This window comes from Arthrobacter sp. OAP107 (genome assembly GCF_040546765.1).
In the GTDB taxonomy this organism is placed as follows: Bacteria; Actinomycetota; Actinomycetes; order Actinomycetales; family Micrococcaceae; genus Arthrobacter.
Genome location: NZ_JBEPOK010000001.1, coordinates 859,082 through 882,991 on the forward strand (window position 1 = coordinate 859,082; position 23,910 = coordinate 882,991).

A 23,910-nucleotide genomic window follows, 5' to 3' on the forward strand; every position below is an offset into this window, starting at 1 on the left:
AAGAGGCTGCTGGAAATCCGCGGCAGCGGCCGCCGATCAGCCGGAACTGGGCCCGCGGCTGGTCCGTGATTATCGCGCTTAGCGGGGGAGGTGGAGTCGTCGCCGGGTCCGGTGCAAGGCTGGGGAATGCGTCCCGGACCCGCCGATCTGAAGCTGCGGTTAGCGGCTACCTGTGCTTCAGTGACACAACACAGTCTGCGCCGGGCACGTTGTGAATTACGTGCCCGACCTGAGAGCCGGAGCCCTGTTTGACCCCCCGTTTGAGGGGGCGGAAGGTTGCCTGCAAGGTTTTCCCAAGCTCAGCCAACAGGTAATTCACCCGTCCTTTAGCCCGTTCCCTCACGGATGTCCCCGAGGCCTGTCCACGCACGGGGTCCGGGCGTAGAATCCTCGCGGACAGCGACTGCCGTGATCCTGCCCGGGGAGGTTGCAGTGGATGAACAACTCCGCTGGATGGATGCAACAGAGCAGGCCGATCTGGTCCGCTCCGGCCAGGTCAGCGCCGCTGAACTCCTCGCTGAGGCCCGGGACCGCATCAGAGTACTTAACCCCCACCTGAACGCCGTGATCGCCGAGCTGGACGCCGCGCGCGCCGGCAACCCGGACGCCGCCCCAGCCGGTAACCCACTGCCTGACGGCGCAGGCTCCGACGATATTCCGTTTCCGGGGGTGCCGTTCGTGGTCAAGGATCTTGCCCTGGAAATCGCCGGGACGCCGTTCTGTGAAGGCTCGCGTTGGCTTGCCGGGAACGTCTCAGGCCACGACCAGGAACTCGCGCGGCGGTTCCGCCGGGCTGGGCTGGCCATCGTCGGTAAGACGAACACCTGTGAGTTCGGCTTGAGCCCGCACTGCGAACCACTGCTGCACGGTGCAACCCACAACCCATGGGATTTGGCCCTTTCCACGAGCGGATCCAGCGGCGGGTCGGCGGCCGCCGTTGCAGCCGGGGTCGTGCCGATGGCGCACGGCAACGACCTCGGCGGGTCGCTGCGGTATCCGGCGGCGTGGTGTGGGCTGTTCGGCCTTAAACCGACCCGTGGACGGGTGCCGCTGGGTCCGGAATATGGTGACGTCGTAGGCGGCCTCGCGGCCGAGTTTGCACTGACCCGCACGGTCCGCGACGCGGCGGCGTTGCTGGACGCCGTCGCCGGTCCGGCTCCCGGGGACCCCTACTGCGCTCCGCCACAGTTGCGCTCGTACGTGGCCGAGACTGTGACGGCGCCGGGACGGCTCAGGGTCGCGGCCACGGCGGTACCTAACGGCGGCCAGAAAGTCCATCCTGACTACCAGCGGACCTTCGACGCAACTGTGGACCTGCTGGGCAGCCTGGGCCACGACGTCGAAGAGGCGCACCCCGAGCCGCTGGACCGTGCCGGACACCGCGCTATCCGCGCCGTATACGGTGCCGCAGCCGCGTGGATCGAGGGGTACTGGACGCGGCGGCAGGGGCGCGGGCCGGAACCGGGCGAACTCGAACCGTATACCGAGGTCCTGTTCGAACGCGGCCGGAAGGTCAGCGCAGCAGATTACCTCCAGGGCGTGGAGGAGCTGCAGCGCTTTAGCCGCAGGGTGGCCGGTTTCTTCGAGGATTACGACCTGTGGCTGACGCCAACGGTCGGCTGGCCGCCATTGCCGCTGGGCACGCTGACGGCGACGGCCGAGGACCCCCTCCGCGGGGAACGTGAGGCTGGCCGCTTCCTGATGTTCGACGGCGAGTACGCCAACATTACGGGCAACCCGGCAATGTCCGTTCCGTTGGGCACCGATTCCGCCGGGCTTCCCGTCGGAATGTCTTTCCTGGCCGGCTTCGGCGCCGAGGCCACCCTCTTCCGCCTGGCCGCCCAGCTGGAACAGGCCAGGCCCTGGGCGGGGCAACGGCCATCGGTTGCGGTGCCGTGAACCCGCTCCGCAGCCATCCAGTGCAGCAGCCGGCACAGCAATCCACGCGAAGGAGACACACAATGTATCTGGGAATGTACAGCTTCCGCGGGGACCCGGCGGAGCTTCTCGCCGGTCATGACCGCATGCTGACTCTGCTGCCGGAAGGCCAGCTGGACCTGCATCTATGTGTGCAGACGGAAGACGGCATCGCCATCCTGGACACCTGCCCGAGCCGGGAGGTCTTTGACCGTTTCAGCAGCGGTCGGGCATTTCAGGAGTTAGTGGCGGCTGCCGGCCTGCCCAGCCCCGAGATCCAGCACCTGGGCGACGTCAAGAGCTACGTCCTGCCGTCGGGACACACTGACTGAGGAGAGCACGGGTGCGCCTGTTGCCTCATTTCAATGGGTCCCGGAAGGTTGCTTCGGCGCTTCATGTGAAAAGGTCCGCAAGTCAACGGGCCCCGCAAAAACTCCAAAACCGAAAACCAGCCCGGAAGGCCGGTCGTTGGCTGGAGCACGACGGTTTCCCCGTCACCGTCGGCTGAGGAGCAGCCGCACGAATTACCGGTGAGAATATACGACGCCGGGTGGCGGCGCCAGCGGGCACGGCGCGGAATTCTGGACGGCAACAATAAGCAGCCTTACGATAAAAGTGCGTTGTGGAGCCTTTGGGCTCCGGGGGGCAGCCCGATTGGGGGAGGCCTCGAACGCCGCCTGGCGGCCCTGTGGATCATCCTCAGGGCCGCCGGTGTACGACGGAGTGCCGCACCTCCCTGTGCTCAATCAAGCAGGTACGGGCCTAGTGCCGCCTCGCGGACACCTAAGAGTCCGTTGCCCTGACGGCGGCAACAGATCGAGCATTTCGCGTTCGTGAACCTGGGCAAGAAGTGAAGAGGCTAAGGCCTGTCGTCTTTGTGTTGCTTGACGCCCTTCGCCGCTTCCGCATATCCTGAACGAACGGTCGGTAAATAATCCGAGTACGGACGTGAATGCATAGGAGCAACCATGGCAGCGCAGAACCTGCAGTCAGTGCCTGACCAGCCGGCAGCCCCCCAGGAAGCCAGCAGGGACCTAGGCCTGGAGGCCGAGGGCCAGGCGTATTTTGACCGCGTGATCTCCGAGGATTCCCGGATCGAGCCGCGCGACTGGATGCCTGCCGCCTACCGCAAGACCCTCCTGCGCCAGATCTCGCAGCACGCGCACTCGGAGATCATCGGCATGCAGCCGGAGGCCAACTGGATCTCCCGCGCCCCGAGCCTGAAGCGCAAGGCCATCCTCATGGCCAAGGTCCAGGACGAGGCCGGCCACGGGCTCTACCTCTACTCCGCCGCCGAAACCCTGGGCCAGTCCCGCGACCAGATGATGGATGACCTCATCGCCGGCAAGGCCCGCTACTCCTCGATCTTCAACTACCCGGCCCTCACCTGGGCGGACATGGGTGCCATCGGCTGGCTCGTCGACGGCGCCGCCATCTGCAATCAGGTGCCGCTGTGCCGCGCGTCGTACGGTCCCTACGGCCGGGCCATGGTGCGCATCTGCAAGGAAGAGTCCTTCCACCAGCGCCAGGGCTTCGAGATCCTGCTGGAACTCTCCAACGGAACGCCCGCGCAGAAGCAGATGGCCCAGGACGCCGTGAACCGCTGGTACGCCCCGGCCCTGATGATGTTCGGCCCGCCGGACGACGATTCCCCCAACTCCAAGCAGTCCATGGCCTGGAACATCAAGCGCTTCAGCAACGATGAGCTGCGCTCGCGGTTCGTCGGGATGATGGTGGAGCAGGTCCGGGTCCTGGGCCTCACCCTCCCGGACAGTGAGGTCCGCTTCAACGAGGACACCAAGAAGTGGGAACACGGCCCGCTGGACTGGAACGAATTCAAGGAAGTGCTGGCCGGCCGCGGCCCCTGCAACTCGCAGCGGCTTGAGCGCCGCCGGCAGGCGCACGACGACGGCGCCTGGGTCCGCGAGGCAGCCGCCGCCTATGCGGCCAAGCAGGTTAACAAGCAGAAGGAATACGCAGCATGACACTCCATGTCGACACCCCAACCTCGCAAGCTCGGCCGGGGACCCCGGTCGCCATGGCTCCACACGGCAACCCGGAAGTACCGGCCAGCTCCGGTGGAGCAGTAGAAAGCTCCGCCGCCAAGGTCCCGGCCCGGCCGGCCCCAGCCGAGGAGGCCCCGCTGCACCGCAGCGCCTGGCCGCTCTGGGAGGTCTTCGTCCGGTCCAGCCGCGGCCTGTCCCACGTGCACGCCGGCAGCCTGCACGCGCCGGACGCCGCCATGGCCCTGCGCAACGCCCGCGACCTCTACACCCGCCGCAACGAAGGCGTGTCCATCTGGGTGGTCCCGGCGGACGCCATCGCCTCGAGCGACCCGGACGCCAAGGGCTCGTTCTTCGAATCGCCGCAGGGCAAGGACTACCGGCACGCCACGTACTACACCAAGAGCGAGGGAGTGAAGCACCTGTGACCACTCCCGAGACGCAAGAGACCACAGGCCACGGCGACATTTCCGTCGGCGTCGCCGGTGCAGGCGCCAGCGGCGACGGGTCGGCCAGCGCCACGCGCATCACCCCGGGCAACGCGCTCCGCCCGGAGGACATCGCGCTCGAGGTCCGCACCGGCCTGGCCAAGCCCACCGAGGACGTGGCCGAGTACGCGCTGCGCCTGGGCGATGACGCCCTGATCCTCGCCCAGCGACTGGGCCACTGGATCTCCCGCGCCCCCGAGCTGGAGGAGGACGTGGCCCTGGGCAACATCGCCCTGGACCAGCTGGGCCACGCCCGCAGCTTCCTCAGCTACGCCGGGGGAGCCTGGGAGAAGTCCGAGGATGACCTCGCCTACTTCCGCCGCGAACACGAGTTCCGCTCGGCGCACCTCTTCGAGCAGCCCAACGGGGACTTCGCCGTCACCATCGCCCGGCAGTTCGTGGTGAGCTACTACCAGTTCGAGCTATACCGCCGGCTCACCGAGTCCACCGACGCCACGCTGGCCGCCATTGCCGCCAAGGCCGTCAAGGAGGTGGACTACCACCGCGACCACAGCGCCCAGTGGATTCTCCGCCTGGCGCAGGGCACCGACGAGTCCCGCCAAAGGATGATCCACGGCCTCAAGCTGATCTGGCCGTACGTCGGCGAACTCTTCCAGGATGACGAGCTGGTGACCCGCCTCGCTGAGGCCGGCGCCGCCGTCGAGCCTTCCTGCCTGCAGGCGGACTTTGACCGCCTCACCGGCGAGGTCCTCAGGGAAGCCGAGCTGGAGGTCCCGGACGTCCCGTTCGCCCCGGGCGGCGGGCGCCGCGGCAAGCACTCCGAACACCTGGGCTACATCCTGGCTGAGATGCAGGTCCTGGCCCGGGAGCATCCCGGAGCAAGCTGGTGACTGCCGTGTACGTATCGGACTTCGAGACCAAGACCGGCATCTCCGCCGAGCAGAAGGCGTGGGACATCGCCGCCACGGTCTGCGACCCGGAGATCCCGGTACTCACCATCGAGGACCTGGGCATCCTGCGCGGCGTGAGGCTGTTCGACGACGGCGGCACGGTTGCCCGCTGTGCAGGTCACCATCACGCCCACGTACTCGGGCTGCCCGGCGATGGACGCCATCCGCGACGACCTGAAGGCCGCCTTCCATAAGGAGGGCTATCCCAGCGTGCACGTGGAGCTGGTACTGAGCCCGGCGTGGACCACGGACTGGATGACGGACGCCGGCAAGGCCAAGCTGCAGGAGTACGGCATCGCCCCGCCCTCCGGCAGGGCCGCGGCAGGCGGCCACTCCGGCCCCGTCCGCCTGAGCCTTGCCGTGAAGTGCCCGCAGTGCTCGTCGCTGAACACCAAGGAACTCACCCGCTTCGGTTCCACCTCCTGCAAGGCGCTGTACGTGTGCCAGGACTGCCGGGAACCGTTCGACTACTTCAAAGTCCTGTAAGGAATTTCCCATGCCTGTTGTCCGCCAGACTGCCGCCGAATCGGCGGAGGCCACCGGCCGCCGTCGTCCGTCCTTCCACACCCTCACCGTCGCGGAGGTGCGCCGGCTCACCGACGACGCCATTGAGGTGACCTTCGCGGTCCCGGCCGAACTGGCCGGCCACTTCGACTACCTGCCGGGCCAGTACGTGGCCCTGCGCACCACGCTGCCGGATGAGAACGGCGAGCCGAAGGAAATCCGCCGCAGCTACTCCATCTGCGCGGAGCCGCGCAGCTTTGCGGACGGCAGCAGCGAGATCCGGGTGGCCATCAAGAAGGACCTGGGCGGGCTGTTCTCCACGTGGGCCAACGCGGAACTGAAGGCCGGGGACACGCTGGAGGTCATGAGCCCCATGGGCGCGTTCGTGTCCAAGCATGGCCGCGACGGGCAGGCCGTGGACCAGAACGTCATGAATTCCATGAACCATCCGGAGGATCTGGCGGGGGAGCCGGGGAACTTCGTGGCGATCGCTGCGGGCTCGGGCATCACGCCGGTGATCGCGATCGCCCGGACGCTGCTTGCGGCCAGCCCGGACACCCGGTTCGACCTGATCTACGCCAACAAGGCCGCCATGGACGTGATGTTCCTGGAGGAGCTCGCGGACCTGAAGGACAGGTACCCGTCGCGGCTGGCGCTGCACCACGTGCTGTCCCGCGAGCAGCGGATCGCGCCGCTGCTGAGCGGGCGGATCGACGCCGAGAAGCTGCGGGCGCTGCTGGGCACCGCCATCCACGCGGACGACGTGGACGAGTGGTTCCTGTGCGGGCCGTTCGAGCTGGTGCAGCTGTGCCGGGACACGCTGGCCGAGCGCGGCGTGAAGCCGGAGCACGTGAGGTTCGAGCTGTTCACCTCCGGCAAGCCGGACCGCCCCGAGGGCAACGCCGGCCGGCCGGTCGTCGAGGACGAGTCCAAGGAGACGTACAAGATCACGTTCAAGCTGGATGGCCTGCAGGGCGAGGTGGCCAGCCCCACGCACGCCCGCGAGTCCATCCTCAACGCCGCGCTGCGGGTCCGCCCGGACGTGCCGTTCGCGTGCGCCGGGGGAGTGTGCGGCACCTGCCGCGCCAAGGTGGTCACCGGCACCGTGACCATGGACGAAAACTACGCGCTGGAGCAGGATGAGCTGGACAAGGGCTACGTCCTGACCTGCCAGTCCCACCCCACCAGCAAGGAAGTCTCCGTCGACTTCGACGTCTAGTCCTATAAATCTTTTTATAAATCGGGCCCACGCCCGCAGGGTTCCCTGACCGAGCTTGCGAGGTTAGGGTGCGGGTGGGGACGGTCTCAAAGGAGCAGCCATGATTTCCCTTTCCATTGTCGACGGCGTCGCCGAAGTGGTCCTGAACGCCCCGCAGAAGCTGAACTCGCTGGACGAGCAGGCGCTGGCGGACTTGTCCCAGGCGTACGACGCCGCCGCTGCCGCCGCCTCGCGCGGCGAGGTGCGGGCGCTGCTGCTCAGGGGAGAGGGACGCGCCTTCTGCGCCGGCCGGGACATTGCCGGCGTCACGCCGGAGAACGACGACGCCGAGGCCTACTTGGGCGGGCTGGTGCAGCCGCTGCTGCAGAAGATGAGCTCGTTCCCGGCGCCCACGTTCGCCGCCGCCCAGGGTGCGTGCCTGGGCGTGGGGCTGGGACTGCTGCTGGCCACGGACGTGGTGTACGTTGCGGCGAACGCGAAGTTCGGCTCGCCGTTCGCCAAGCTGGGCGCCACGCTGGATTCGGGCGGGCACTGGTACTTCACCGAGCGGCTCGGCATGCACCGCACCCTGGACCTGATCTACACGGCCGAGCTGATCTCCGGCGCGGAGGCCGTGGCGCAGGGGATGTTTAGTAGGGCTCTGCCGGCGGACGAGCTGCTGGACTCAACGCGTGTCATCGTGGCGAGGGTAGCTACAGGGGCGACCGGCGCGTTCAAGGCCAGCAAGGAGCTGGTTGCGCACATCCGGGACCAGCGCCTGGGCCTCTGGGCCTCGATGCAGGAGGAGAACGCCGAACAGGCGCGCCTCTGCAAGACAGAAGACTATGCAGAAGGCTTCAAGGCGTTCCAAGAAAAGCGCGAGCCCCAGTTTAAGGGCTAACCGATCTTCGGAGGCCGGGCTGGCTTAGGGGGCAGCGCTGGTTGAGCCTTTCGAAACCACTGCTCAACCACGCCCAAAACCCAAACCCCCAGCATCGCCCCCGCCGTATTAGCCACGATGTCCATCGCGCTGGGAAACCGGTCGTGCAGGAACAGCTTCTGTCCCAGTTCCATGCAACACGAAGCCAGGAATGCGCTGAGCACGATCCGTCCCCGATGAAACGCCGGGAAGGCCAGAGGTGCGAGCATGCCAATCGGTGTAAACAGCAGGATGTTCGAAGCGAATTCGACGAAGTTGTAGGTGATCAGCTCGGGAAGCCCGGAGCGGTGAAGGGCGAACAACGCCGCCTGCAGGCGCCCCGCCACTGGCCGGTCAACGGGCGTGGGCCAGAAGGCAATGAACGCGAGTACTCCGAGGTACAGGGCCAGCAGCGTACGTCCCGTCCCGGCAGCGTCTTCCCGGCTCCATTTCCCCATACGGAAAAGCTACGGCAGTCACTGGTTCAGCCGAAATCTGCGCCCAGAAATTTCACTTTTTGCAAGTCAATTTATAAGGTTCGATCATGACATTGGGGAAATCAGTACGTAAAGCAGTTATTCCGGCCGCCGGACTTGGCACGCGCTTCCTGCCTGCCACCAAGGCGATGCCGAAGGAAATGCTGCCGGTAGTAGACGCACCGGCCATCCAGTACGTGGTTGAGGAGGCCATCAGCGCCGGCCTTAACGACGTACTGATGATCACCGGCCGCAATAAGCGGGCGCTGGAGGACCACTTCGACAGGGCGCCTGCTCTGGAGCGGACCCTTGAGCTCAAGGACGACCAGGCTCGGCTCGACGCCGTCCAGCATGCCTCCGGTCTGGGCCCCATCCACTACGTCCGGCAGGGCGAGCCCAAGGGTCTGGGCCACGCAGTCCTGTGCGGGCGCCAGCACGTTGGTGAGGAGCCGTTTGCGGTGCTGCTGGGGGATGACCTAATCGACGAACGGGACGAACTCCTGACCACGATGATTGAGGTCCAGGCCAAGACCGGTGGCTCGGTCATTGCCCTGATCGAGGTGGAGCCGTCGCAAATCAGCGCCTACGGCTGTGCCGACATCTCGGCTGTCGACGGCGAGGGCTATGTCCGGGTCAACAGCCTGGTGGAAAAGCCATCGGTTGACGAGGCACCGTCCAACCTCGCAGTCATCGGTCGGTACGTGCTTCACCCCGCCGTATTCGATGTCCTCGAGAAGACCGAGCCGGGCTGCGGTGGGGAAATCCAGCTGACAGATGCCCTGCAGACTCTTGCCGCAGGCGAGGGTTCCGGCGTATACGGCGTGGTCTTCCGTGGCCGCCGCTACGACACCGGTGACAAGCTGAGTTATCTGAAGGCGGTCATCACGCTGGCTTCGGAGCGTGCCGAGTTCGGCGAAGACTTGAAGGCATGGATGAAGGAATTCAACGGATAGGGAACTTACCAGCCAGCAAAAATGGAAGCCCCGACGGCTGTCGGGGCTTCCATTTTTTAGCGAACTGCTTGACTGTTTGAATATTCGCGCTTTTGGGGTCCATCCGTCGTGTGTTTGGGGGCCAGCGGACAGAGTGCGCAGTAGCGTTCTTGGGTGCCGGTAGTGGCGTGCTTGGGGGCCATCCCGATTTAGGCTCCTTCCGTCGTGTGTATAGGGCGCACGGCGGAAGGAGTAATCATCAATGGTACGGAAGATCAGAGCGAAGCTCGGTGTTGCAGTTGCGCGCCGAGGGCCTGTCAGGCCGGGCGATCGCTGCATCGCAGGGCATGTCCCGGAAGAGCATCACGGCGGTGCTGGAGGCTGCCGACGCGGCGGGTGTGGTGTGGGACGATATCGCCGACAGCTCAGAGGGTGAGGTGTATGCCCGGTTGTTTCCCGGGCGTGGTGAGCATCAAAGCGTGTTCGCGCAGCCGGACTGGGACCAGGTGCACAGGGAGATGGCCCGGGTCGGGGTGACGCTGAAGCTGCTGCATGGTGAGTACGCCGGCCGATTCATGCGCCTCTGCGGGTGAGCCGGTGATGGGTTATGACGGTTCTGCCGGACCTACCAGCGGCATGTGTTGGTAACGGGTGTGGCGTCCCGGGTCGGGCATAAGGCGGCGCAGACGGTGGAGGTCGACTGGTCGGGGCCGACGATGCAGTTGGCCGATCCGGCCACGGGCAAGCCCAGGACCGTTTACTTGTTTGTGGCATGCCTGCCTTTCAGCCGGTACGCGTTCGTCGAACCCGCCCTGAACATGAAGCAGGACACCTGGTTGCGCGCCCACGTGGCGATGTTCGAGGCCTTTACCGGTTCGGTGCCGCGGATCGTGCCGGACAATCTGAAGACCGGTGTCATCAAGCATCCCCGCGAGGGCGAGGTCGTCCTCAATGACGCCTACCGGGAGATGGCCGCGCACTATTCGGCGGCGGTGCTGCCCGGGCCGTATCCGAGCACCGAAGGATAAGGCGAGCGTGGAAAACACGGTCGCCCACGTGGCTACCTGGATCATCGCCGGGCTGCGCCGGCAACATTTCACCTCGTTGCCGGAGCTTCGGGCCGCCATCATCGAGCGGGTGGCGGCCTACAATGCGGAGCCGTTCCAGAAGCGGCCAGGGTCCAGGGCCAGTGTGTTCGCAGCCGAGGAGCAGCCCCTGCTGACGGGGTTGCCGGCAGCCGCCTACGAGATCAGTCGGTGGGTCTACGGACGCCGGGTGGGCCGGAACGGGCACGTGGTCTGGGAGAGGAACTACTACTCCGTGCCCTTTGCCAATATCGGCACCACGGTGGACCTGCGGATCACCGATCGGGTGCTGCAGGCTTACAGGGGCACCGAACGGCTCACCAGTCACCTGCTGCTGCCCGAGGGCGCGGCCAACGAGTACCGCACCAACGACGCCGACCTGCCCGCCGGCGAGAAATACCGGCAATGGGACCCGCCCCGCGCTCGGGAATGGGCCGGACGGGTCGGTCCGGCAGCGGTGACCGTGGTCAACCGGATCTTCGAGTCCGTCCCGGTCGACGAGCAGGGCCTGGACGCAGCGCTGGCCGTGCTGCGCCTCTCCCGACGCTACTCGGCCGACCGGGTCGAGGCGGCCTGCCGGCTCGCGTTGGCAGGCCGCGTGCGGTCCCCGCGGTATGCGCACCTGCAGCCGATCCTTGCCACAGAGCAGGACAAAGCCGCCGGGCTCAGGCCACCAAGGGATGAACCAGTCGAACACGGCGGCTACGTGCGCGGCGCCGAATACTACGCAGGCGGCGCCAAATGAGCCGGATCGATACCGAAACCAAACGCAAGCTCCGTGAGATGGGCGCCGCCCCGATGCTGGACGCGCTCGAGGCCCAGGACGAGACGCTCGTGCTCGGCATGGCCTTCGAAGAGCGGCTCCGGCTGATCGTCGACGAGGCCCACTCCGGGTTCAACCACGCCAAGGTCGAGGGCCTGATCCGGCGGGCTGGGCTACGCTACCCTGGCGCGGACCTGCACCGGCTCGACCTCATGGACGAACGAGGCCTGGATCGGAACCTGATCGCCCAGCTCGGCACCTGCTCGTTCATCGAACGGCAGCAAAACGTCGTCTTTCAGGGGTTCACCGGATCCGGGAAGTCCTACCTCGGATGCGCTCTGGCCAAACAGGCCTGCCAGCACCGCATCCGGGCCCACTACGTCCGCATGCCCGACCTGGAAGAGGCCTGGGCGCTGGCGAAGGACAAGCCTCTGGGGGCAACGAAGTTCCTGAAGAAGTACGCGGCCTTCACCCTGCTGGTGATCGACGAATGGCTTCTCGACCACCCCGACGAGGGCATGCGCAGCATGCTGCTGGAGCTGCTCGAGCGCCGGTACGACACGGCTTCGACGGTGTTCTGCACGCAGTACGCCAAGAAAGACTGGCACCAGCGGCTCGGCTCTGGGGTCCACGCCGATGCGATCATGGACCGCATCGTGCACAACACCATCTGGGTCGATACCGGCAACCACAACATGCGTGAACACGCCACTATGACTCAATGAGAAAACGCCGGTGGGAGTCGGTGGCCCCCATACCCTCGGCCGCTGGCCCCCACCGGCAATATCGCTGGCCCCGAAAGGCAAGATCGGGTGGCTTTCAAACCTTCAAATACTCAACTGTTCGCAAACAAGAAGTGGGTCGTTCCGGAAATCCGGAAGGACCCACTTCTTTTGTGAGGAGCTCAGTGCTTAGGCAGATGCCTCAGCGTTAGCGCGGCGGCGAACGACGACCACCGAAGCAGCGCCGGCGGCGAGTGCACCTGCACCGACCAGCGACCACAGAACCAGGCTGGAGTCAGCGCCGGTGTTGGCCAGGCCCGCACCCGCGTTGGCACCATTGTTGGCGCCGGTGTTGGACAGGTCAGCTGCTGCACCTTCGACAGTGATTGTCTGGCTTGCAACCCTGCCGGAAGTAACGCCCGTTGCGGTCAGCGTGTAAACGCCAGGTTCGTCGATGGTCAGCTGAATAGCGAACGCGCCGTTGGAGTCAGCTGTGGTGCTGAATTCCTGGGCGACGGCTGCCACGACGTCGATCTTGCTCGGCACCGAGCGGCTGGCTCCGCCAGCGATGCTTGCTCCGGTGGATGCCGGTCGGGCGCCGGGTGTGACGCGGATGATGAGCCGCTCGCCCGCCAGGAAGCCCCGACCGGAGAAGGTGAAGGTTTCACCCGGGCCAACGACTCCGTCAGAAACGGCAGCGTTGGCGGGCGGTGCCGGGTAGTTGTTGTTATTAACAGCCATGGCAGGCGCAGTGCCCGTCAGTACGATAGTTCCTGCTAGCGCGAGCGCAGCGATAGACTTCTTCAATTTGTCCCCCTGAGACCTTTTCAACACGGATGTCACATACGTTGTGGAGATTCCCCATCCCCATGTGACCGTGGGGCGAATCTCGTGGTTTTACCCATGGAGAGATTACCATCCTGACAAGGGTGTCTCCAAAGTCAATCCACACACTTTACATGCTGTTAATGAGCTGGCTACGCAGCCGGCGCGCATTTTGCTGGGATCGTATCCAAAACTACGTCCTTCAACTCCTGAACTGTTGGCGTTACGGACAGTTTTGGCTCCGTGTGCTGAACGATCTTGCCGAACGTGAAGTCAACGGTTCTGCTCTCGCCCGGGGCAAGGCGGATTGTGACGCTACCCACCGGGCGACCGCTATGCCGATAGGACGAAAAACCCGTTTTCTCACCTGCCACGAACGCTGACTCCACATTTGATTGAACAGGTCCGTACGCGATGACATTCGTCTGCACACTGCCTGCCGGAACGCCGAATGCGCCAGCGCCCGTTACATACTCGGGAAGCGAAGTCGCGGCGTCCTTCGGTGCGGTATTGGTGCTTATAATCCGGACCTTGACCTCGGAGTAACCGTTAGCGGGGCACTCCTCGATGAGCTGCACAGTGCGCTTCACGTAGTAGTCCATTTTTGCGCCCGTGCCATCGTTGAAGTAAACGCCGAACTGCGCAGGGGAGATGCTAGTTCCGGTAATAGAGCCGCCAAGTGGGTATCCGGAGATGACAGCCTCCTCGTTGGCATTGGACGACCACAGAAGAACTCTGCCCTCGGAAGCTCCGCGAGTTATTCCATCAATAAGCTTCTTAGTATCGCCGCCACCGGCTGCAATAGTTGTAAAAACTTCCCGCGCAACACCCGCGAAGTAAACGTCCTGCTGCCCGGGATCTGAGATTTTTGAATAAACGTCAGAAAGTAAGGTTGGAACCACATTCCTTGATGTGAGTTCCGTGGGCAGACCGCCATGACTGGCTTCTTGGAGACTGGGATCGTTGACGCGTACGGGGCCCGTGGCATCCAATATGTAGCTGAGTGCGACGGGGTCTATCGACAGAACGCCGTCTAACTGCTCGCCAGTCTTCGACCTCCACATCGCATGTGCAGTCTGGGCAGCCGACGGAAAGTCGGGGGTGAGGTTGACGTCTTGCATGAACTTGCCCAGGCGCCGTGAGTAGATCTCACTCTGCTCGGGATCTACTTTCACCACAGGATTGAAGGCACCCATAGCGCCCGCACTGGTTTGCGAATCCAGAGAGAGCTTTCCTTTCTCGACATGCAGAACAGCTAGCGCACCCGGAATTCCCCCAGTGGCCCGTGCTTCAGCATTGTTCTGTATGAGCAAGAGGTAACGTCGCGGAGATTGGTCGCCCAACATGGCCGGCAGGACACTTGCGGCGTCCGCGGCGGAGTCGAGGCCTTCCCGCAATGAACTTAGCTGTTCGCGGGCCTTGATGAGTGGTGTCGAGATTTGTGGCATCAGCGCGTCCGCATTGATGCCGTTTAGCCGGTTTGAGGATTGGCGCACAGCTTGAGCGGCCGAAGCGAGTTTGGGCTGTGCCGCGGCTAGCGGTTCGAGATCGAGTCCCTGCTCGCTCGGCAAGAGGGATTTCCAGTCAAGCGTCTTGAAGGTGTCCACCAACGGGGCGGCGCCCAGTCGGGCTACGTCGTCAGCCGATGTTGCGATTTCACTAGTTGCCCGGAAGTTGGCACCAAACCAGGGCATCGCCCCGGCCACCGTCCATAGCGGGTCGGTGGCCGCGTCCCGTGCCCTAGAGGTATGCTCCTGGAGCTCTGCCACTCTTGTCTCTGCCACCTTTGCGTCGTCACGGAGAACGTCGTTCCGGAGCTTTGGGACCAAGACGTTGGCAGCATTCAACTCCGTACTGATGGCTGTTGCCGTGAATCCGAGCCATGCGGCAGCAGCTAAAGCCACTACCGCTAGGCCGCCCACACAAGCGACTACAAGCAGAAGCCGCCTCCGAGGCTTTGAACGGCTGGCGTTGATCATGCCGGCTGAACCCGAAGCGGCCTCCTGTGAATCCGACACGTCTATGCCCGCCCTAGTCCACGGTAGGTCCAACCGGCCGCCCGCCATTTCTCTGGATCCAGAACGTTTCGTCCGTCCAGGATGCGCGGCGATCCCATGCGACTGAAAAGAGCAAAAGGATCGAGGGTCCGATACTGTTCCCATTCGGTTAAAAGAAGCAAAGCATCGGCTTTGGCGATCGCCTCGAACATGTCCGGCTCAAATTGCAGCTCTGGAAACCGCTTGGCAGCGTTCTCTAGCGCTTTCGGATCTGTCACCTGAACCACTGCTCCCTGAAGTTGGAGCTGTGCGGCGATGCTGAGTGCTGGTGAATCCCTGACATCGTCGCTGTCAGGCTTGAATGCGGCGCCAAGGACGGTGATTCTCTTCCCCAACAGTGTTCCGTCACAAAGCTCGCGTGTAAGTTCTACGACTCGCGTTCTACGGCGCATGTTGATGGCATCAACTTCGCGCAGGAAGGTCAGCGCTTGATCGGCACCGAGTTCTCCTGCGCGAGCCATGAACGCTCGGATGTCCTTCGGGAGGCAGCCACCTCCAAAGCCGATTCCTGCGTGAAGGAATTTCCTTCCGATCCGGTCGTCCGCGCCGATAGCGTCGGCCAGGAGGGTGACGTCCGCTCCAGAGGCCTCGCAGACCTCAGCCATGGCATTAATAAACGAAATTTTTGTGGCCAGAAAGGAGTTCGCCGCGGTCTTAACGAGCTCGGCAGTGGGATGGTCCATAACGAGTCGCGGAGTACCGCTTGCCAGCGGCGAAGCGTAAACTCCGTCCAATACTGCGACGGCGGGATGGTCCTCAGAGCCGTCTAGAACTCCATAGACGAACCGGTCAGGCTGCAGAGTGTCGGCGACGGCGTGGCCTTCGCGGAGAAATTCCGGATTCCACACGAGGTGTGAAGTGGGTTCCACTTGCTGCACGAGCCGTGCGAGACGAGCAGCCGTGCCCACAGGAACGGTGGACTTGCCCACCACGACGTCTCCGGGAGACAAATGCGGCAGCAATGCGGTGGCCGCAGCATCGACATACGTCATGTCAGCGCCGTTTTCGCCCTTCTTCTGGGGAGTGCCGACGCAGATAAAGTGAACCTGGCTGCCCTCTGCGGCGGACACATCGGTTGTAAACGTTAGCCTGCCCGTCGCCTGGACATCTCGAAGAAGCTCCTCCAGCCCTGGTTCATAAAAGGGCGCGCGGGCTGCCGAGAGTTCGAGGATCTTTCGCTCGTCGACGTCGATGCCCACAACGTCATGTCCGAGCTTGGCCATGCAGGCAGCATGGACGGCACCGAGGTATCCGCAACCAATCACTGAAATGCGCATGATGATATTTCCTTCCCCAAGAGGGCCGTTGTCCGCAAGGGGACGTTAGTAGGCGCCGGTGCTGTGAAATACAGCGCGGACGGTCCGCAATATGATGATCAGGTCCCCGGCCATTGACCAGTTCTCCACGTAGTACAGATCGAGACGTACAGAATCCTGCCACGAGAGATTCGAACGGCCGCTTACTTGCCAGAGACCGGTCAGACCAGGCTTCACGAGCAGTCTTCGGCGTACATCCTGCTCGTAGGCTTCGACTTCGCGGGGAAGAGGAGGTCGCGGTCCGACAAGGCTCATAGAGCCCGCCAAGATGTTGAATAACTGTGGAAGTTCGTCGAGGCTGTACTTACGTAGGAAACGGCCGACGCGGGTGATTCGAGGGTCGTTCTTGATTTTGAAAAGGATTCCGCTGCCCTCGTTGCGGTGTGACAGTTCGGCAAGCTTTTCTTCTGCATCGACTACCATCGAGCGGAACTTGAGCATGTTGAAGTGCGTTCCTTCGATGCCCACCCGTATCTGTCTAAAAAATACAGGTCCCCGGCTTTCAGTTGCGACCGCTAGGGCGACGATCATCATGATTGGTGCCGTCAGAACTATCAAAGTACCTGAGACCACGATGTCGAACAGTCGCTTGGCTACTCGTTGCCCACCCTCGAGTGTTGGAGTCGTTACATGAATCAGTGGAAGGCCGGCAACCTGCTGTGTATGGATCCTTGGCCCTGCTATGTCGGTGAGGGCAGGCGCCATGATGAGTCCCACGTTGCGTGAAGCCAGCTCCCAGCCCAGATGCCTCAGCGTTTGCGGATGGAGCTGCACACCTGCGGAAACGGCAACTGCGTCGGCGCCGCAAGATTCGATGGCCTCAATAATAGATCCTGCGTCAGGCCTGTGGCCGAGCACGGGAAGCCCACACTCCAGCTCCAGACCCCGCCCTTCCGGGGCTCCCGGGACATAGGCAGCTATGGGGAGATATCCGGCGTGCTTGGCCGTCTCGAGGGAAGATGCCAAGTGCGCGACAGCACTTGGCCCCCCGAGCAGAAGCAGCCGAGACATACTGTGACCTCGCTTGCGATTGATATTGAGGTGTTGCCTGATCAGCCATCGCCCTATTAGCAGGCCTAGTAGCCCTACCGGAAGCGCAACTCCAACATATCCCCGCGCCGTGTCGACACGAAAAACGTAGGAGACAATGGCGATCAAGCCGAACAACCAGAGCGAAGCGGCAGCAACGCGTTTATATTCGTCCGGCCCGGCGCCGAGTACGCGTGTTTGCCGGCTGTTCCAAGCACCGAGCATCAGCCACCAGACGACGGCTAGTGCCACGGACAGCCAGGCGTACGTAAATTCCTGACCGGCTACTACAAAATCCGGTTCAAGGCCGAACCGGATGATGTACGCGCCGACCACTGCCCAAATGACGACGAACGCATCAACGACGCCCAGGAGGCGAGAAGATCGTGTACGCCAATCAGCGCCCGCAGGCATCAAGTTTCCCCCAGATTTAAAGCGAATTCACCGAGAGTCCGGCGTCATGAACAACTTGGTCTAACCCCGTATAGTCGCGAGGTTTTCCCGATACCATTCGACTGTTGTTTGAATTCCTTCTCGAAGTTCAATGGAAGCCGACCAGCCAGCCTTTGTCAGCGCAGATACGTCAAGCAGCTTACGCGGCGTCCCGTCAGGCTTGGAGGCATCCCATTGGATGTCGCCTTGATATCCGACGGCTTCTGCAACCATGGATGCGAGCTCCTTGATGGTGATGTCAGCGCCGGTCCCAACGTTGACCTGTGAAGGCCCGTCATAGTTCTCCAGAAGGTGGAGGCAGGCCGCGGCCATGTCATCAACATGGAGGAACTCTCGCCGCGGAGATCCTGTACCCCAGTTGGTAACGGTTTCTGCTCCCGCGCGGGCCGCTTCGTCGTAACGCCGGATCAGGGCAGGAAGGACGTGCGACCCATTCGGTGAGAAATTGTCGCCCGGGCCGTAAAGATTAGTCGGCATCGCCGATATCCACGGAAGACCGTACTGTCGGCGGATCGCCTGAATCTGCATGATTCCGGCGATTTTTGCTATCGCATAAGCGTCATTGGTGGGCTCAAGATGCCCCGTGAGCAGCGAGTCTTCACGGATCGGTTGCTCAGCAAGTTTGGGGTATATGCATGACGATCCGAGGAAGAGCAGGCGTTCTACACCGTGCTCACGGGCCGCATCGAGCACATTCACCTGGATGCGGAGGTTGTCGCTCAGAAAATCGACGGGGTACGTGTTATTCGCCAGGATGCCACCCACCTTGGCGGCAGCAAGTACGACGTAGCGCGGCTTGCTCTCTGAAAAGAATGCGAATACGGCGTCACGATTCTTCAGATCGAGTTCCGCTGATGTGCGTCCCACAAGGTTGGTGAAGCCTTCATTCTGAAGGTTTCGCCAGATTGCCGAGCCAACCAAGCCCCGGTGACCCGCAACGTAGAAGGTCGCCGAACGATCAAGTAGCGTCGGCACGAAGTCCAAATGTGGCGCCATCAGTTCTTCCAGCTATCCAGGCCGACGGTGTCGATCCAGTGGTTGCCGGCATGCTTCAAAGCCTCGATGTCAGCGTCCACCATGATGCGCGCAAGTTCTGGCGTATGGACCGATGCCTTCCAACCGAGTTTTTCCTGCGCCTTGGAAGCGTCGCCTACAAGCGCGTCTACTTCGGTAGGCCGGAGGTAGCGCTCGTCGAAACGTACATGATCTTCCCAGTTCAACCCGGCATGTTCAAAGGAAATCTGGAGGAAGTCACGCACCGTGTAATTGCCACCCGTCGCGAGGACAAAGTCGTCCGGTTCGTCAGCTTGGAGCATTCGCCACATGCCTTCGACATACTCGGCCGCGTAACCCCAGTCACGTACTGCATCCAGATTGCCCATGTAGAGCAGATCCTGTTTTCCAGCCTTAATGGCGGCAACAGCGCGAGTGATCTTGCGCGTCACGAACGTTTCACCACGGCGGGGGGATTCGTGGTTGAAGAGGATTCCGTTCACCGCAAACATCCCGTAAGCCTCACGGTAGTTCTTGGTGATCCAATAGCTGTACACCTTGGCTGCACCGTAAGGAGACCGCGGGTAGAACGGCGTGTCCTCGTTCTGAGGAGGGGGCGTAGCACCAAACATTTCAGAAGAGGATGCCTGGTAGAACTTCGTTTCGATTCCGGACAAGCGAACTGCCTCCAAGAGCCGGATTGTTCCGACACCCGTCGTGTCCGCGGTGTGTTCCGGTTCATCAAACGAAACCCGAACATGAGACTGTGCCGCAAGGTTGTAAACCTCGTCCGGCTTGATCTCGGCGAGTAGCGTTACTAGTCGCGCACCGTCACTCAAATCGCCATAGTGAAGGAAGAGTTTGGCCTTCGGGTCGTGTGGATCAACATACAAATGATCTACTCGTGCCGTGTTGAACGTTGAAGCTCGGCGTATCAACCCATGAACCTCATAGCCCTTTGCAAGCAAGAGTTCGGCCAAGTATGACCCGTCTTGTCCAGTTATGCCGGTGATCAGTGCGCGCTTGGTCATAGTGCCCCCGTGTAGCGAAAAGTTTGGCGTGTTGCCAGAGAATAAGAATCGCCCGGCCTATCGACCGCGCGACGATGCCAGACTCATGATGAACTCATCATACTGGGCGATCGCCGATGCTTCCGACAATGTTTCCTGCCTGAACTGAAGCCCACTTTTGCCGAGGGCTCGGGCCAATTCCGGCCGCGACCCTAGTTCCTCGGCGGCATTTAGTAATGACTCAGGGGCGGCCGCATCAACCCGGATGCCACCGCCTGAGGTTGTAATTTCTGCAGCCGTCACGCTTCCTTCGTCCGTCGCTGCGATGACAGGAACACCCGCATTGAAATAGGAAGTCAATTTGCTGGGCACGGCCATGTCACGGACCCCAGGCAGTTCATTGACGAGGAGGATGTCAGCGGCGGCCAGTGCTACCTGAAAATCATCTCCCGGAAGGGGATCGACAAAGTCTAAGTTGCGGATGTCCAGGGAAATGGATTCTAGGAATTTTCGTTGGTTTCCGTCGCCCATAAGCACAAACCGCACCGAACTTCTGTGGTCCTGGGCAAGGCGGGCAGCCTGAACGACGTTCTCGAGCCCCTGCTTCTTTCCCATGTTGCCGGCGTGGAGAACTACGATGTCGTGACGGGACCATCCGAGCTTTTCGCGCATTTCTTCCAGGCCGGCGGTGGGCGACTCCGGTAGATGGGTCCAATTTCTTATGACGCGAGTACGGGCTCGCTCTACTCCGAGTTTCGTCACCAGATAGTCCTGAAATCGCTCGTGAATTGCCACGACACCGTCGGTCGCTCGCAATATCAGTGATTCGACTCTTGCCATCCCTGTGGCGGCTAGTTTTGAGCCAGTCTGTGTCTCGACAACTCCGCGGCTGTAGATATCCTGCACCCACGCAGCGATGGCTGGTCGTCGCCGGCTCAGTCGGCCACGCGTGATAGCTAGAGCACTCGAGAAAAGGGCCGGGCTGACCACTACTATGACGTCTGGGTTGTTCCAGTTCGCAAGGACCGCTCGCACCCCAAAGCTCAGTTCCATGTGCATGCGCGGAAGTGTCTGGGGTTTCTTAGGAACGAAGTGACGAAGGCGCCTGACTTCGACACCGTTGATGACTTCGTGTCGCTTCCATCCCTTGTACTCAGAGTTGATTCGCCACTCTGGGTAGTGGGGGTAGCCGGTAATCACGCGGACAGTGTGGCCAGCCGAAACTAACGCTTCCGCAAGTCGGGCGGTGTAGGGCGCGTTACCGGTTGGCTCGGGTGTGTAGTTCAGGCCAATGATGGCTATGCGTAGTTGCTGGTTCACAGGTGCAATAATAAGTCCTATCCAACAAGGCATATTTATGGGGGCATGCTGTGCCAGAATCAAAAGTGGGCGTGGACAGGGACGAGCATCAGACGGTACCGGTCATTGATCTCTCCAAAGCTCCGGGTGAGCGAGCAGCTTGGGGTCGTCGTACAGGCTCGGTGTATCTTTGGGCGGCCGTCGAACTGTTGTTTGTAACAAACCCGTGGCAGATTTCGTCCTCCCTCAGGGTGCGGGCCCTCCGATGGTTCGGTGCGGACATCGGAAGAGACGTGGTATTCCGTCCTCGAACCCGCGTGAAATTTCCATGGAAGTTGAGGATCGGCGACCGGGCTTGGATCGGCGAGGGCGTCTGGATACACAATCAGGATGAGGTTTACATCGGACACGACGTAGTCGTGTCGCAGGAGACGTTCATCACTACAGGCAGCCATGCGCATCGTGCCGATATGGCTTTGTTGACGAAACCGGTCGAAATCATGGATGGCGCTTGGGTCACGTCTCGTTGCGTTGTAACAGGGGGGGCGATTATTGGACGCTCCGCTCTCGTCAAGCCCATGACCGTAGTCTCGGGCACTGTTGAACCCGGTGTGATCTTTGGAAACATTGCGCCTACGGCGCTTGGCCCTCGATTCTCGAAACAGCACTGCCCATGAGAGGCGACGGATTCGTGACTGAGGCACTTCCTATTACCGTTCTGGTTCAGACGAAGAATGAGGCCGTCGGAATCAGCGCTTGTTTGAAAGGTCTGCAGGCGTTTGACGAAGTTATCGTCGTCGATTCCAACAGTACTGACGCAACTGTTGAGATCGCGCAGTCGCTAGGTTTCAGAGTTGAAAACTTCACCTGGAATGGTCTCTACCCAAAGAAGAAGCAGTGGCAGCTTGAAAACCTTGCAACGCGTAATGACTGGATTCTGTTTATTGACGCTGATGAGGTCCCTACAGCCGAGCTAATCGCAGAACTCCACCGGCAGAAAAACGCCATGAGAGATGGGCGGGTCAGCGCGTTTGACATCCCGCTTGACTATGTTTTTTCCGGGCGAGTTCTCAGATATGGGCATCGTGTGGTGAAACGGGCCCTGGTCCAGCGGCAGAAAGTGCATTTTCCCGTTATTGATGACCTCGACGCGCCTGGCATGGGCGAACTCGAGGGGCACTACCAGCCGGTTACCTCCGGAGGTGCTAAGCAACTTAGGGGCGCCATCCGACATGACGACAAAGATCCCGTGCGGACGTGGTTTGACCGACACAACCGATACTCGGATTGGGAGGCCTTCCTGAGGACGCGTCCCGAAGTGAAAGATGAGGCAGCGAAGAGGCGAAGCCGTCAGGGGCGGATCTTTGACAAGGTTCCGTTCAAGCCACTGGCCTTTTTCGCTTACGCCTACGTAGCGCGTCGGGGTTTTTTGGATGGACGTCCCGGTTTGGACTATGCAATTGCGCTCTCTACATATTATTGGCAGATTGGTCTTAAAGTCAGAGAACTCAATCGTGCCGGTGATGACCGCGGGAACGGTACGGACGCGTCATGAGGATCCTGCAGATCGGAGGGATGGCAGGCCCGGGGCCGATCGCCGGTGGCGTCTGGCGCGTGGCCGAAATGCAGGCTCTCGCCCTAGCCGATGCAGGGCACGACGTTACACTGGTTGGCGAGTGGCTAGATAACCAGCCCCCTTCTTCGGCCAATCGACGCTTGTTGAGCGTCAGGCCACTGTTCCCAGGGGCCGGCTACAGGGCCTTGTTCGCAAAGGATCTTCACGCAACGCTCAAAGAATTCTCCGATGTAGACGTTGCACACATCCACTTGGCACGAGACTACACTTCAACGCGCTCGCTCGCCTTCATGCGCAAACAGGGCGTGCCGACAGTAGTCCAGACACATGGCATGATATCGACGCCCAGCAAGGCTGCCACAAAGGCCTTTGATTCTGTTTTCAAGCGACTGTATCTGACGGCTCCATCAAAGTGGCTTGCCCTTACTCTCGCGGAACGCGTGGCCTTAGTGGACTACGGCGTGGATGAGTGCAACGTAACGGACGTTTCGAACGCCGTTTCGCGTCCTTCTCGCCAATGGACTCTGGGGCCGTCCCGTCTCTTCTCATTTGTCTCAAGATTGCACCCGAGAAAACAAGCAGACGTATTCGTCCGGGCAGGCCTTGAAGTGCTGTCTGAGGGTGGGCAAGCAGAATTTACGGTCGCCGGACCCGATCAGGGGCACGGTGGCGTCGTTCGCCAGTTGATAGAATCTTCGTCTGCGCGTGAAAAGTTCTCCCTCGTTGGGCCTATCGACCATGACTCGGTACAGCAACTGCTGGCCGAAACCTATGCGCTTGTCCTGCCGTCCCGAGACGAAATTGCACCAATGATAGTGCTTGAGGCTTGCGCTATGGGAGTGCCGGTCGTTCTTACATCTGATTGTGGCCTGGCAAAAATTGTTTCTGATTACGGCGCAGGGCTGGTAGTAGAACCTGATGATCACTCAGTCGCAAAAGCAATGAAGGCCCTTCTAAAGTCCCCGGACTTGGCGCAGCAGCTGAGCGGCAATGCGCGTCGTCTCTTTGAGGAGCGCTGGTCCACTCCCGCACTGGTTGGTCAGCTTGAGTGCATTTATGCTGAAGTTTCCGAGCCGTCTGGTAATAGCCTGTGATTCGCGAGGGCGTGGCACTGGGAACGACAACATCGACCGTTCTCGTCGCAGTACTAGTTTCGTGTCTTAGCCTGCTTGCTATCAAGCGGTTGGGACGTCAATCGTGGCCATTGATTGTTCCTGGGACTGCGACCTGCCTGGTGGCCCTCATCTATGTCTTTTGGCCGAGCCTTTCTGACGTAATCCAAATTGGATCCTTGGAGGAACGAGTTTGGTTTAGTGCGGATCCCAACAGTGGTCTAGCGATTTTTGCTGTCGCATCCGTGGGACTGGCTAGCGGGCCTCTTGTTGTTGGGCGCCAGCGGACTCTTGCCGCAGTTGTTCCCAAACTGGCCGACAC

At 61.8% G+C, this 23,910-nt stretch carries 19 protein-coding genes and 2 pseudogenes; 13 read left to right on the top strand and 8 right to left on the bottom strand.

Annotation, left to right across the window (positions count from 1 at the left end; genetic code table 11):
- Window positions 1-432: 432 nt before the first annotated feature.
- The 8 genes and pseudogenes from ABIE00_RS04040 to ABIE00_RS04075 all read left to right on the top strand — a co-directional run bounded on the left by ABIE00_RS04040 (window position 433) and on the right by ABIE00_RS04075 (window position 7,922).
- A complete protein-coding gene (locus tag ABIE00_RS04040) occupies window positions 433-1,899 on the top strand; it encodes an amidase (RefSeq protein WP_354257045.1) in 1,467 nt (488 codons plus the stop codon).
- A gap of 62 nt (window positions 1,900-1,961) precedes the next feature.
- Window positions 1,962-2,249 carry a hypothetical protein gene (locus tag ABIE00_RS04045; RefSeq protein WP_354257048.1) on the top strand — a complete coding sequence of 96 codons (288 nt, stop codon included), beginning with the start codon at window positions 1,962-1,964 and terminating at the stop codon, window positions 2,247-2,249.
- A gap of 636 nt (window positions 2,250-2,885) precedes the next feature.
- Window positions 2,886-3,902, top strand: coding sequence for a 1,2-phenylacetyl-CoA epoxidase subunit PaaA (gene paaA, locus ABIE00_RS04050; protein ID WP_354257051.1), 1,017 nt, complete (start codon window positions 2,886-2,888; stop codon window positions 3,900-3,902).
- Window positions 3,903-3,955: 53 nt separating this feature from the next.
- Window positions 3,956-4,348, top strand: coding sequence for a 1,2-phenylacetyl-CoA epoxidase subunit PaaB (gene paaB / locus ABIE00_RS04055; RefSeq protein ID WP_354263265.1), 393 nt, complete (start codon window positions 3,956-3,958; stop codon window positions 4,346-4,348).
- Window positions 4,345-5,259, top strand: a complete 915-nt coding sequence (gene paaC, locus ABIE00_RS04060) for a 1,2-phenylacetyl-CoA epoxidase subunit PaaC (RefSeq protein ID WP_354257054.1) — start codon at window positions 4,345-4,347, stop codon at window positions 5,257-5,259. Before paaB ends, paaC begins: the two co-directional genes overlap by 4 nt.
- A pseudogene (paaD, locus tag ABIE00_RS04065) lies at window positions 5,256-5,805 on the top strand (1,2-phenylacetyl-CoA epoxidase subunit PaaD). Before paaC ends, paaD begins: the two are co-directional and overlap by 4 nt.
- A 10-nt stretch (window positions 5,806-5,815) precedes the next feature.
- Window positions 5,816-7,042 (top strand): 1,2-phenylacetyl-CoA epoxidase subunit PaaE, encoded by a 1,227-nt coding sequence (paaE, locus tag ABIE00_RS04070; RefSeq protein ID WP_354257057.1) that lies wholly within the window; start codon window positions 5,816-5,818, stop codon window positions 7,040-7,042.
- Window positions 7,043-7,142: 100 nt separating this feature from the next.
- Entirely contained in the window at window positions 7,143-7,922 is a 780-nt protein-coding gene (locus tag ABIE00_RS04075; RefSeq protein ID WP_354257060.1) for an enoyl-CoA hydratase/isomerase family protein, read from the top strand.
- On the opposite strand, the gene ABIE00_RS04080 is transcribed toward ABIE00_RS04075, so the two are convergent.
- On the bottom strand, window positions 7,919-8,398 hold the full coding sequence (locus ABIE00_RS04080) for a VanZ family protein (RefSeq protein ID WP_354257063.1): 480 nt from the start codon (window positions 8,396-8,398) through the stop codon (window positions 7,919-7,921). The two genes, ABIE00_RS04075 and ABIE00_RS04080, sit on opposite strands and share 4 nt — an antisense overlap.
- An 86-nt stretch (window positions 8,399-8,484) precedes the next feature.
- On the opposite strand from ABIE00_RS04080, the gene galU reads away from it, so the two are divergent.
- From galU to ABIE00_RS04095, 3 genes and pseudogenes are all read left to right on the top strand, one after another.
- Complete coding sequence (galU, locus tag ABIE00_RS04085) at window positions 8,485-9,369, top strand: UTP--glucose-1-phosphate uridylyltransferase GalU (RefSeq protein WP_354257066.1); 885 nt, start codon at window positions 8,485-8,487, stop codon at window positions 9,367-9,369.
- A 241-nt stretch (window positions 9,370-9,610) separates the two neighbouring features.
- Window positions 9,611-11,178, top strand: a pseudogene (gene istA, locus ABIE00_RS04090) (IS21 family transposase).
- Window positions 11,175-11,921 carry an ATP-binding protein gene (locus ABIE00_RS04095; protein ID WP_354257068.1) on the top strand — a complete coding sequence of 249 codons (747 nt, stop codon included), beginning with the start codon at window positions 11,175-11,177 and terminating at the stop codon, window positions 11,919-11,921. Before istA ends, ABIE00_RS04095 begins: the two are co-directional and overlap by 4 nt.
- Window positions 11,922-12,107: 186 nt before the next feature.
- Here the strand turns inward: ABIE00_RS04095 and ABIE00_RS04100 are convergent, their stop codons facing one another.
- The 7 genes from ABIE00_RS04100 to ABIE00_RS04130 all read right to left on the bottom strand — a co-directional run bounded on the left by ABIE00_RS04100 (window position 12,108) and on the right by ABIE00_RS04130 (window position 20,921).
- Window positions 12,108-12,725, bottom strand: coding sequence for an LPXTG cell wall anchor domain-containing protein (locus tag ABIE00_RS04100; protein ID WP_354257071.1), 618 nt, complete (start codon window positions 12,723-12,725; stop codon window positions 12,108-12,110).
- Window positions 12,726-12,895: 170 nt separating this feature from the next.
- On the bottom strand, window positions 12,896-14,512 hold the full coding sequence (locus tag ABIE00_RS04105) for a DUF4012 domain-containing protein (RefSeq protein ID WP_354257074.1): 1,617 nt from the start codon (window positions 14,510-14,512) through the stop codon (window positions 12,896-12,898).
- A gap of 251 nt (window positions 14,513-14,763) precedes the next feature.
- The gene (locus ABIE00_RS04110; protein WP_354257077.1) at window positions 14,764-16,077 is read right to left on the bottom strand and encodes a UDP-glucose dehydrogenase family protein; all 1,314 of its coding nucleotides are present in this window, start codon (window positions 16,075-16,077) and stop codon (window positions 14,764-14,766) included.
- 45 nt (window positions 16,078-16,122) lie between these two features.
- Window positions 16,123-17,559, bottom strand: a complete 1,437-nt coding sequence (locus tag ABIE00_RS04115; RefSeq protein ID WP_354257080.1) for a sugar transferase — start codon at window positions 17,557-17,559, stop codon at window positions 16,123-16,125.
- 60 nt (window positions 17,560-17,619) lie between these two features.
- Window positions 17,620-18,594 (bottom strand): GDP-L-fucose synthase family protein, encoded by a 975-nt coding sequence (locus tag ABIE00_RS04120; RefSeq protein WP_354257083.1) that lies wholly within the window; start codon window positions 18,592-18,594, stop codon window positions 17,620-17,622.
- Window positions 18,594-19,622, bottom strand: a complete 1,029-nt coding sequence (gene gmd, locus ABIE00_RS04125) for a GDP-mannose 4,6-dehydratase (protein WP_354257086.1) — start codon at window positions 19,620-19,622, stop codon at window positions 18,594-18,596. Before gmd ends, ABIE00_RS04120 begins: the two co-directional genes overlap by 1 nt.
- 57 nt (window positions 19,623-19,679) lie before the next feature.
- The gene (locus ABIE00_RS04130; RefSeq protein ID WP_354257089.1) at window positions 19,680-20,921 is read right to left on the bottom strand and encodes a glycosyltransferase family 4 protein; all 1,242 of its coding nucleotides are present in this window, start codon (window positions 20,919-20,921) and stop codon (window positions 19,680-19,682) included.
- Between the two features lie 670 nt (window positions 20,922-21,591).
- Here ABIE00_RS04130 and ABIE00_RS04135 point away from each other — a divergent pair.
- The gene (locus ABIE00_RS04135; RefSeq protein ID WP_354257092.1) at window positions 21,592-22,455 is read left to right on the top strand and encodes a glycosyltransferase family 2 protein; all 864 of its coding nucleotides are present in this window, start codon (window positions 21,592-21,594) and stop codon (window positions 22,453-22,455) included.
- A complete protein-coding gene (locus ABIE00_RS04140; RefSeq protein WP_354257095.1) occupies window positions 22,452-23,570 on the top strand; it encodes a glycosyltransferase in 1,119 nt (372 codons plus the stop codon). The genes ABIE00_RS04135 and ABIE00_RS04140 overlap by 4 nt, the downstream gene beginning before the upstream one ends.
- Window positions 23,571-23,910 lie beyond the last annotated feature (340 nt).

What these genes read in the sequence shown, in the direction of transcription:
- ABIE00_RS04045 (WP_354257048.1), top strand. Translation starts at nt 1,962, where the DNA reads ATGTATCTGGGAATGTACAGCTTCCGCGGGGACCCGGCGGAGCTTCTC.
- galU (WP_354257066.1), top strand. Translation starts at nt 8,485, where the DNA reads ATGACATTGGGGAAATCAGTACGTAAAGCAGTTATTCCGGCCGCCGGA.
- gmd (WP_354257086.1), bottom strand. Translation starts at nt 19,622, where the DNA reads ATGACCAAGCGCGCACTGATCACCGGCATAACTGGACAAGACGGGTCA.
- paaB (WP_354263265.1), top strand. Translation starts at nt 3,956, where the DNA reads ATGGCTCCACACGGCAACCCGGAAGTACCGGCCAGCTCCGGTGGAGCA.
- ABIE00_RS04075 (WP_354257060.1), top strand. Translation starts at nt 7,143, where the DNA reads ATGATTTCCCTTTCCATTGTCGACGGCGTCGCCGAAGTGGTCCTGAAC.
- ABIE00_RS04115 (WP_354257080.1), bottom strand. Translation starts at nt 17,559, where the DNA reads ATGCCTGCGGGCGCTGATTGGCGTACACGATCTTCTCGCCTCCTGGGC.
- ABIE00_RS04110 (WP_354257077.1), bottom strand. Translation starts at nt 16,077, where the DNA reads ATGCGCATTTCAGTGATTGGTTGCGGATACCTCGGTGCCGTCCATGCT.
- paaA (WP_354257051.1), top strand. Translation starts at nt 2,886, where the DNA reads ATGGCAGCGCAGAACCTGCAGTCAGTGCCTGACCAGCCGGCAGCCCCC.
- paaE (WP_354257057.1), top strand. Translation starts at nt 5,816, where the DNA reads ATGCCTGTTGTCCGCCAGACTGCCGCCGAATCGGCGGAGGCCACCGGC.
- ABIE00_RS04120 (WP_354257083.1), bottom strand. Translation starts at nt 18,594, where the DNA reads ATGGCGCCACATTTGGACTTCGTGCCGACGCTACTTGATCGTTCGGCG.
- ABIE00_RS04095 (WP_354257068.1), top strand. Translation starts at nt 11,175, where the DNA reads ATGAGCCGGATCGATACCGAAACCAAACGCAAGCTCCGTGAGATGGGC.
- ABIE00_RS04140 (WP_354257095.1), top strand. Translation starts at nt 22,452, where the DNA reads ATGAGGATCCTGCAGATCGGAGGGATGGCAGGCCCGGGGCCGATCGCC.
- ABIE00_RS04080 (WP_354257063.1), bottom strand. Translation starts at nt 8,398, where the DNA reads ATGGGGAAATGGAGCCGGGAAGACGCTGCCGGGACGGGACGTACGCTG.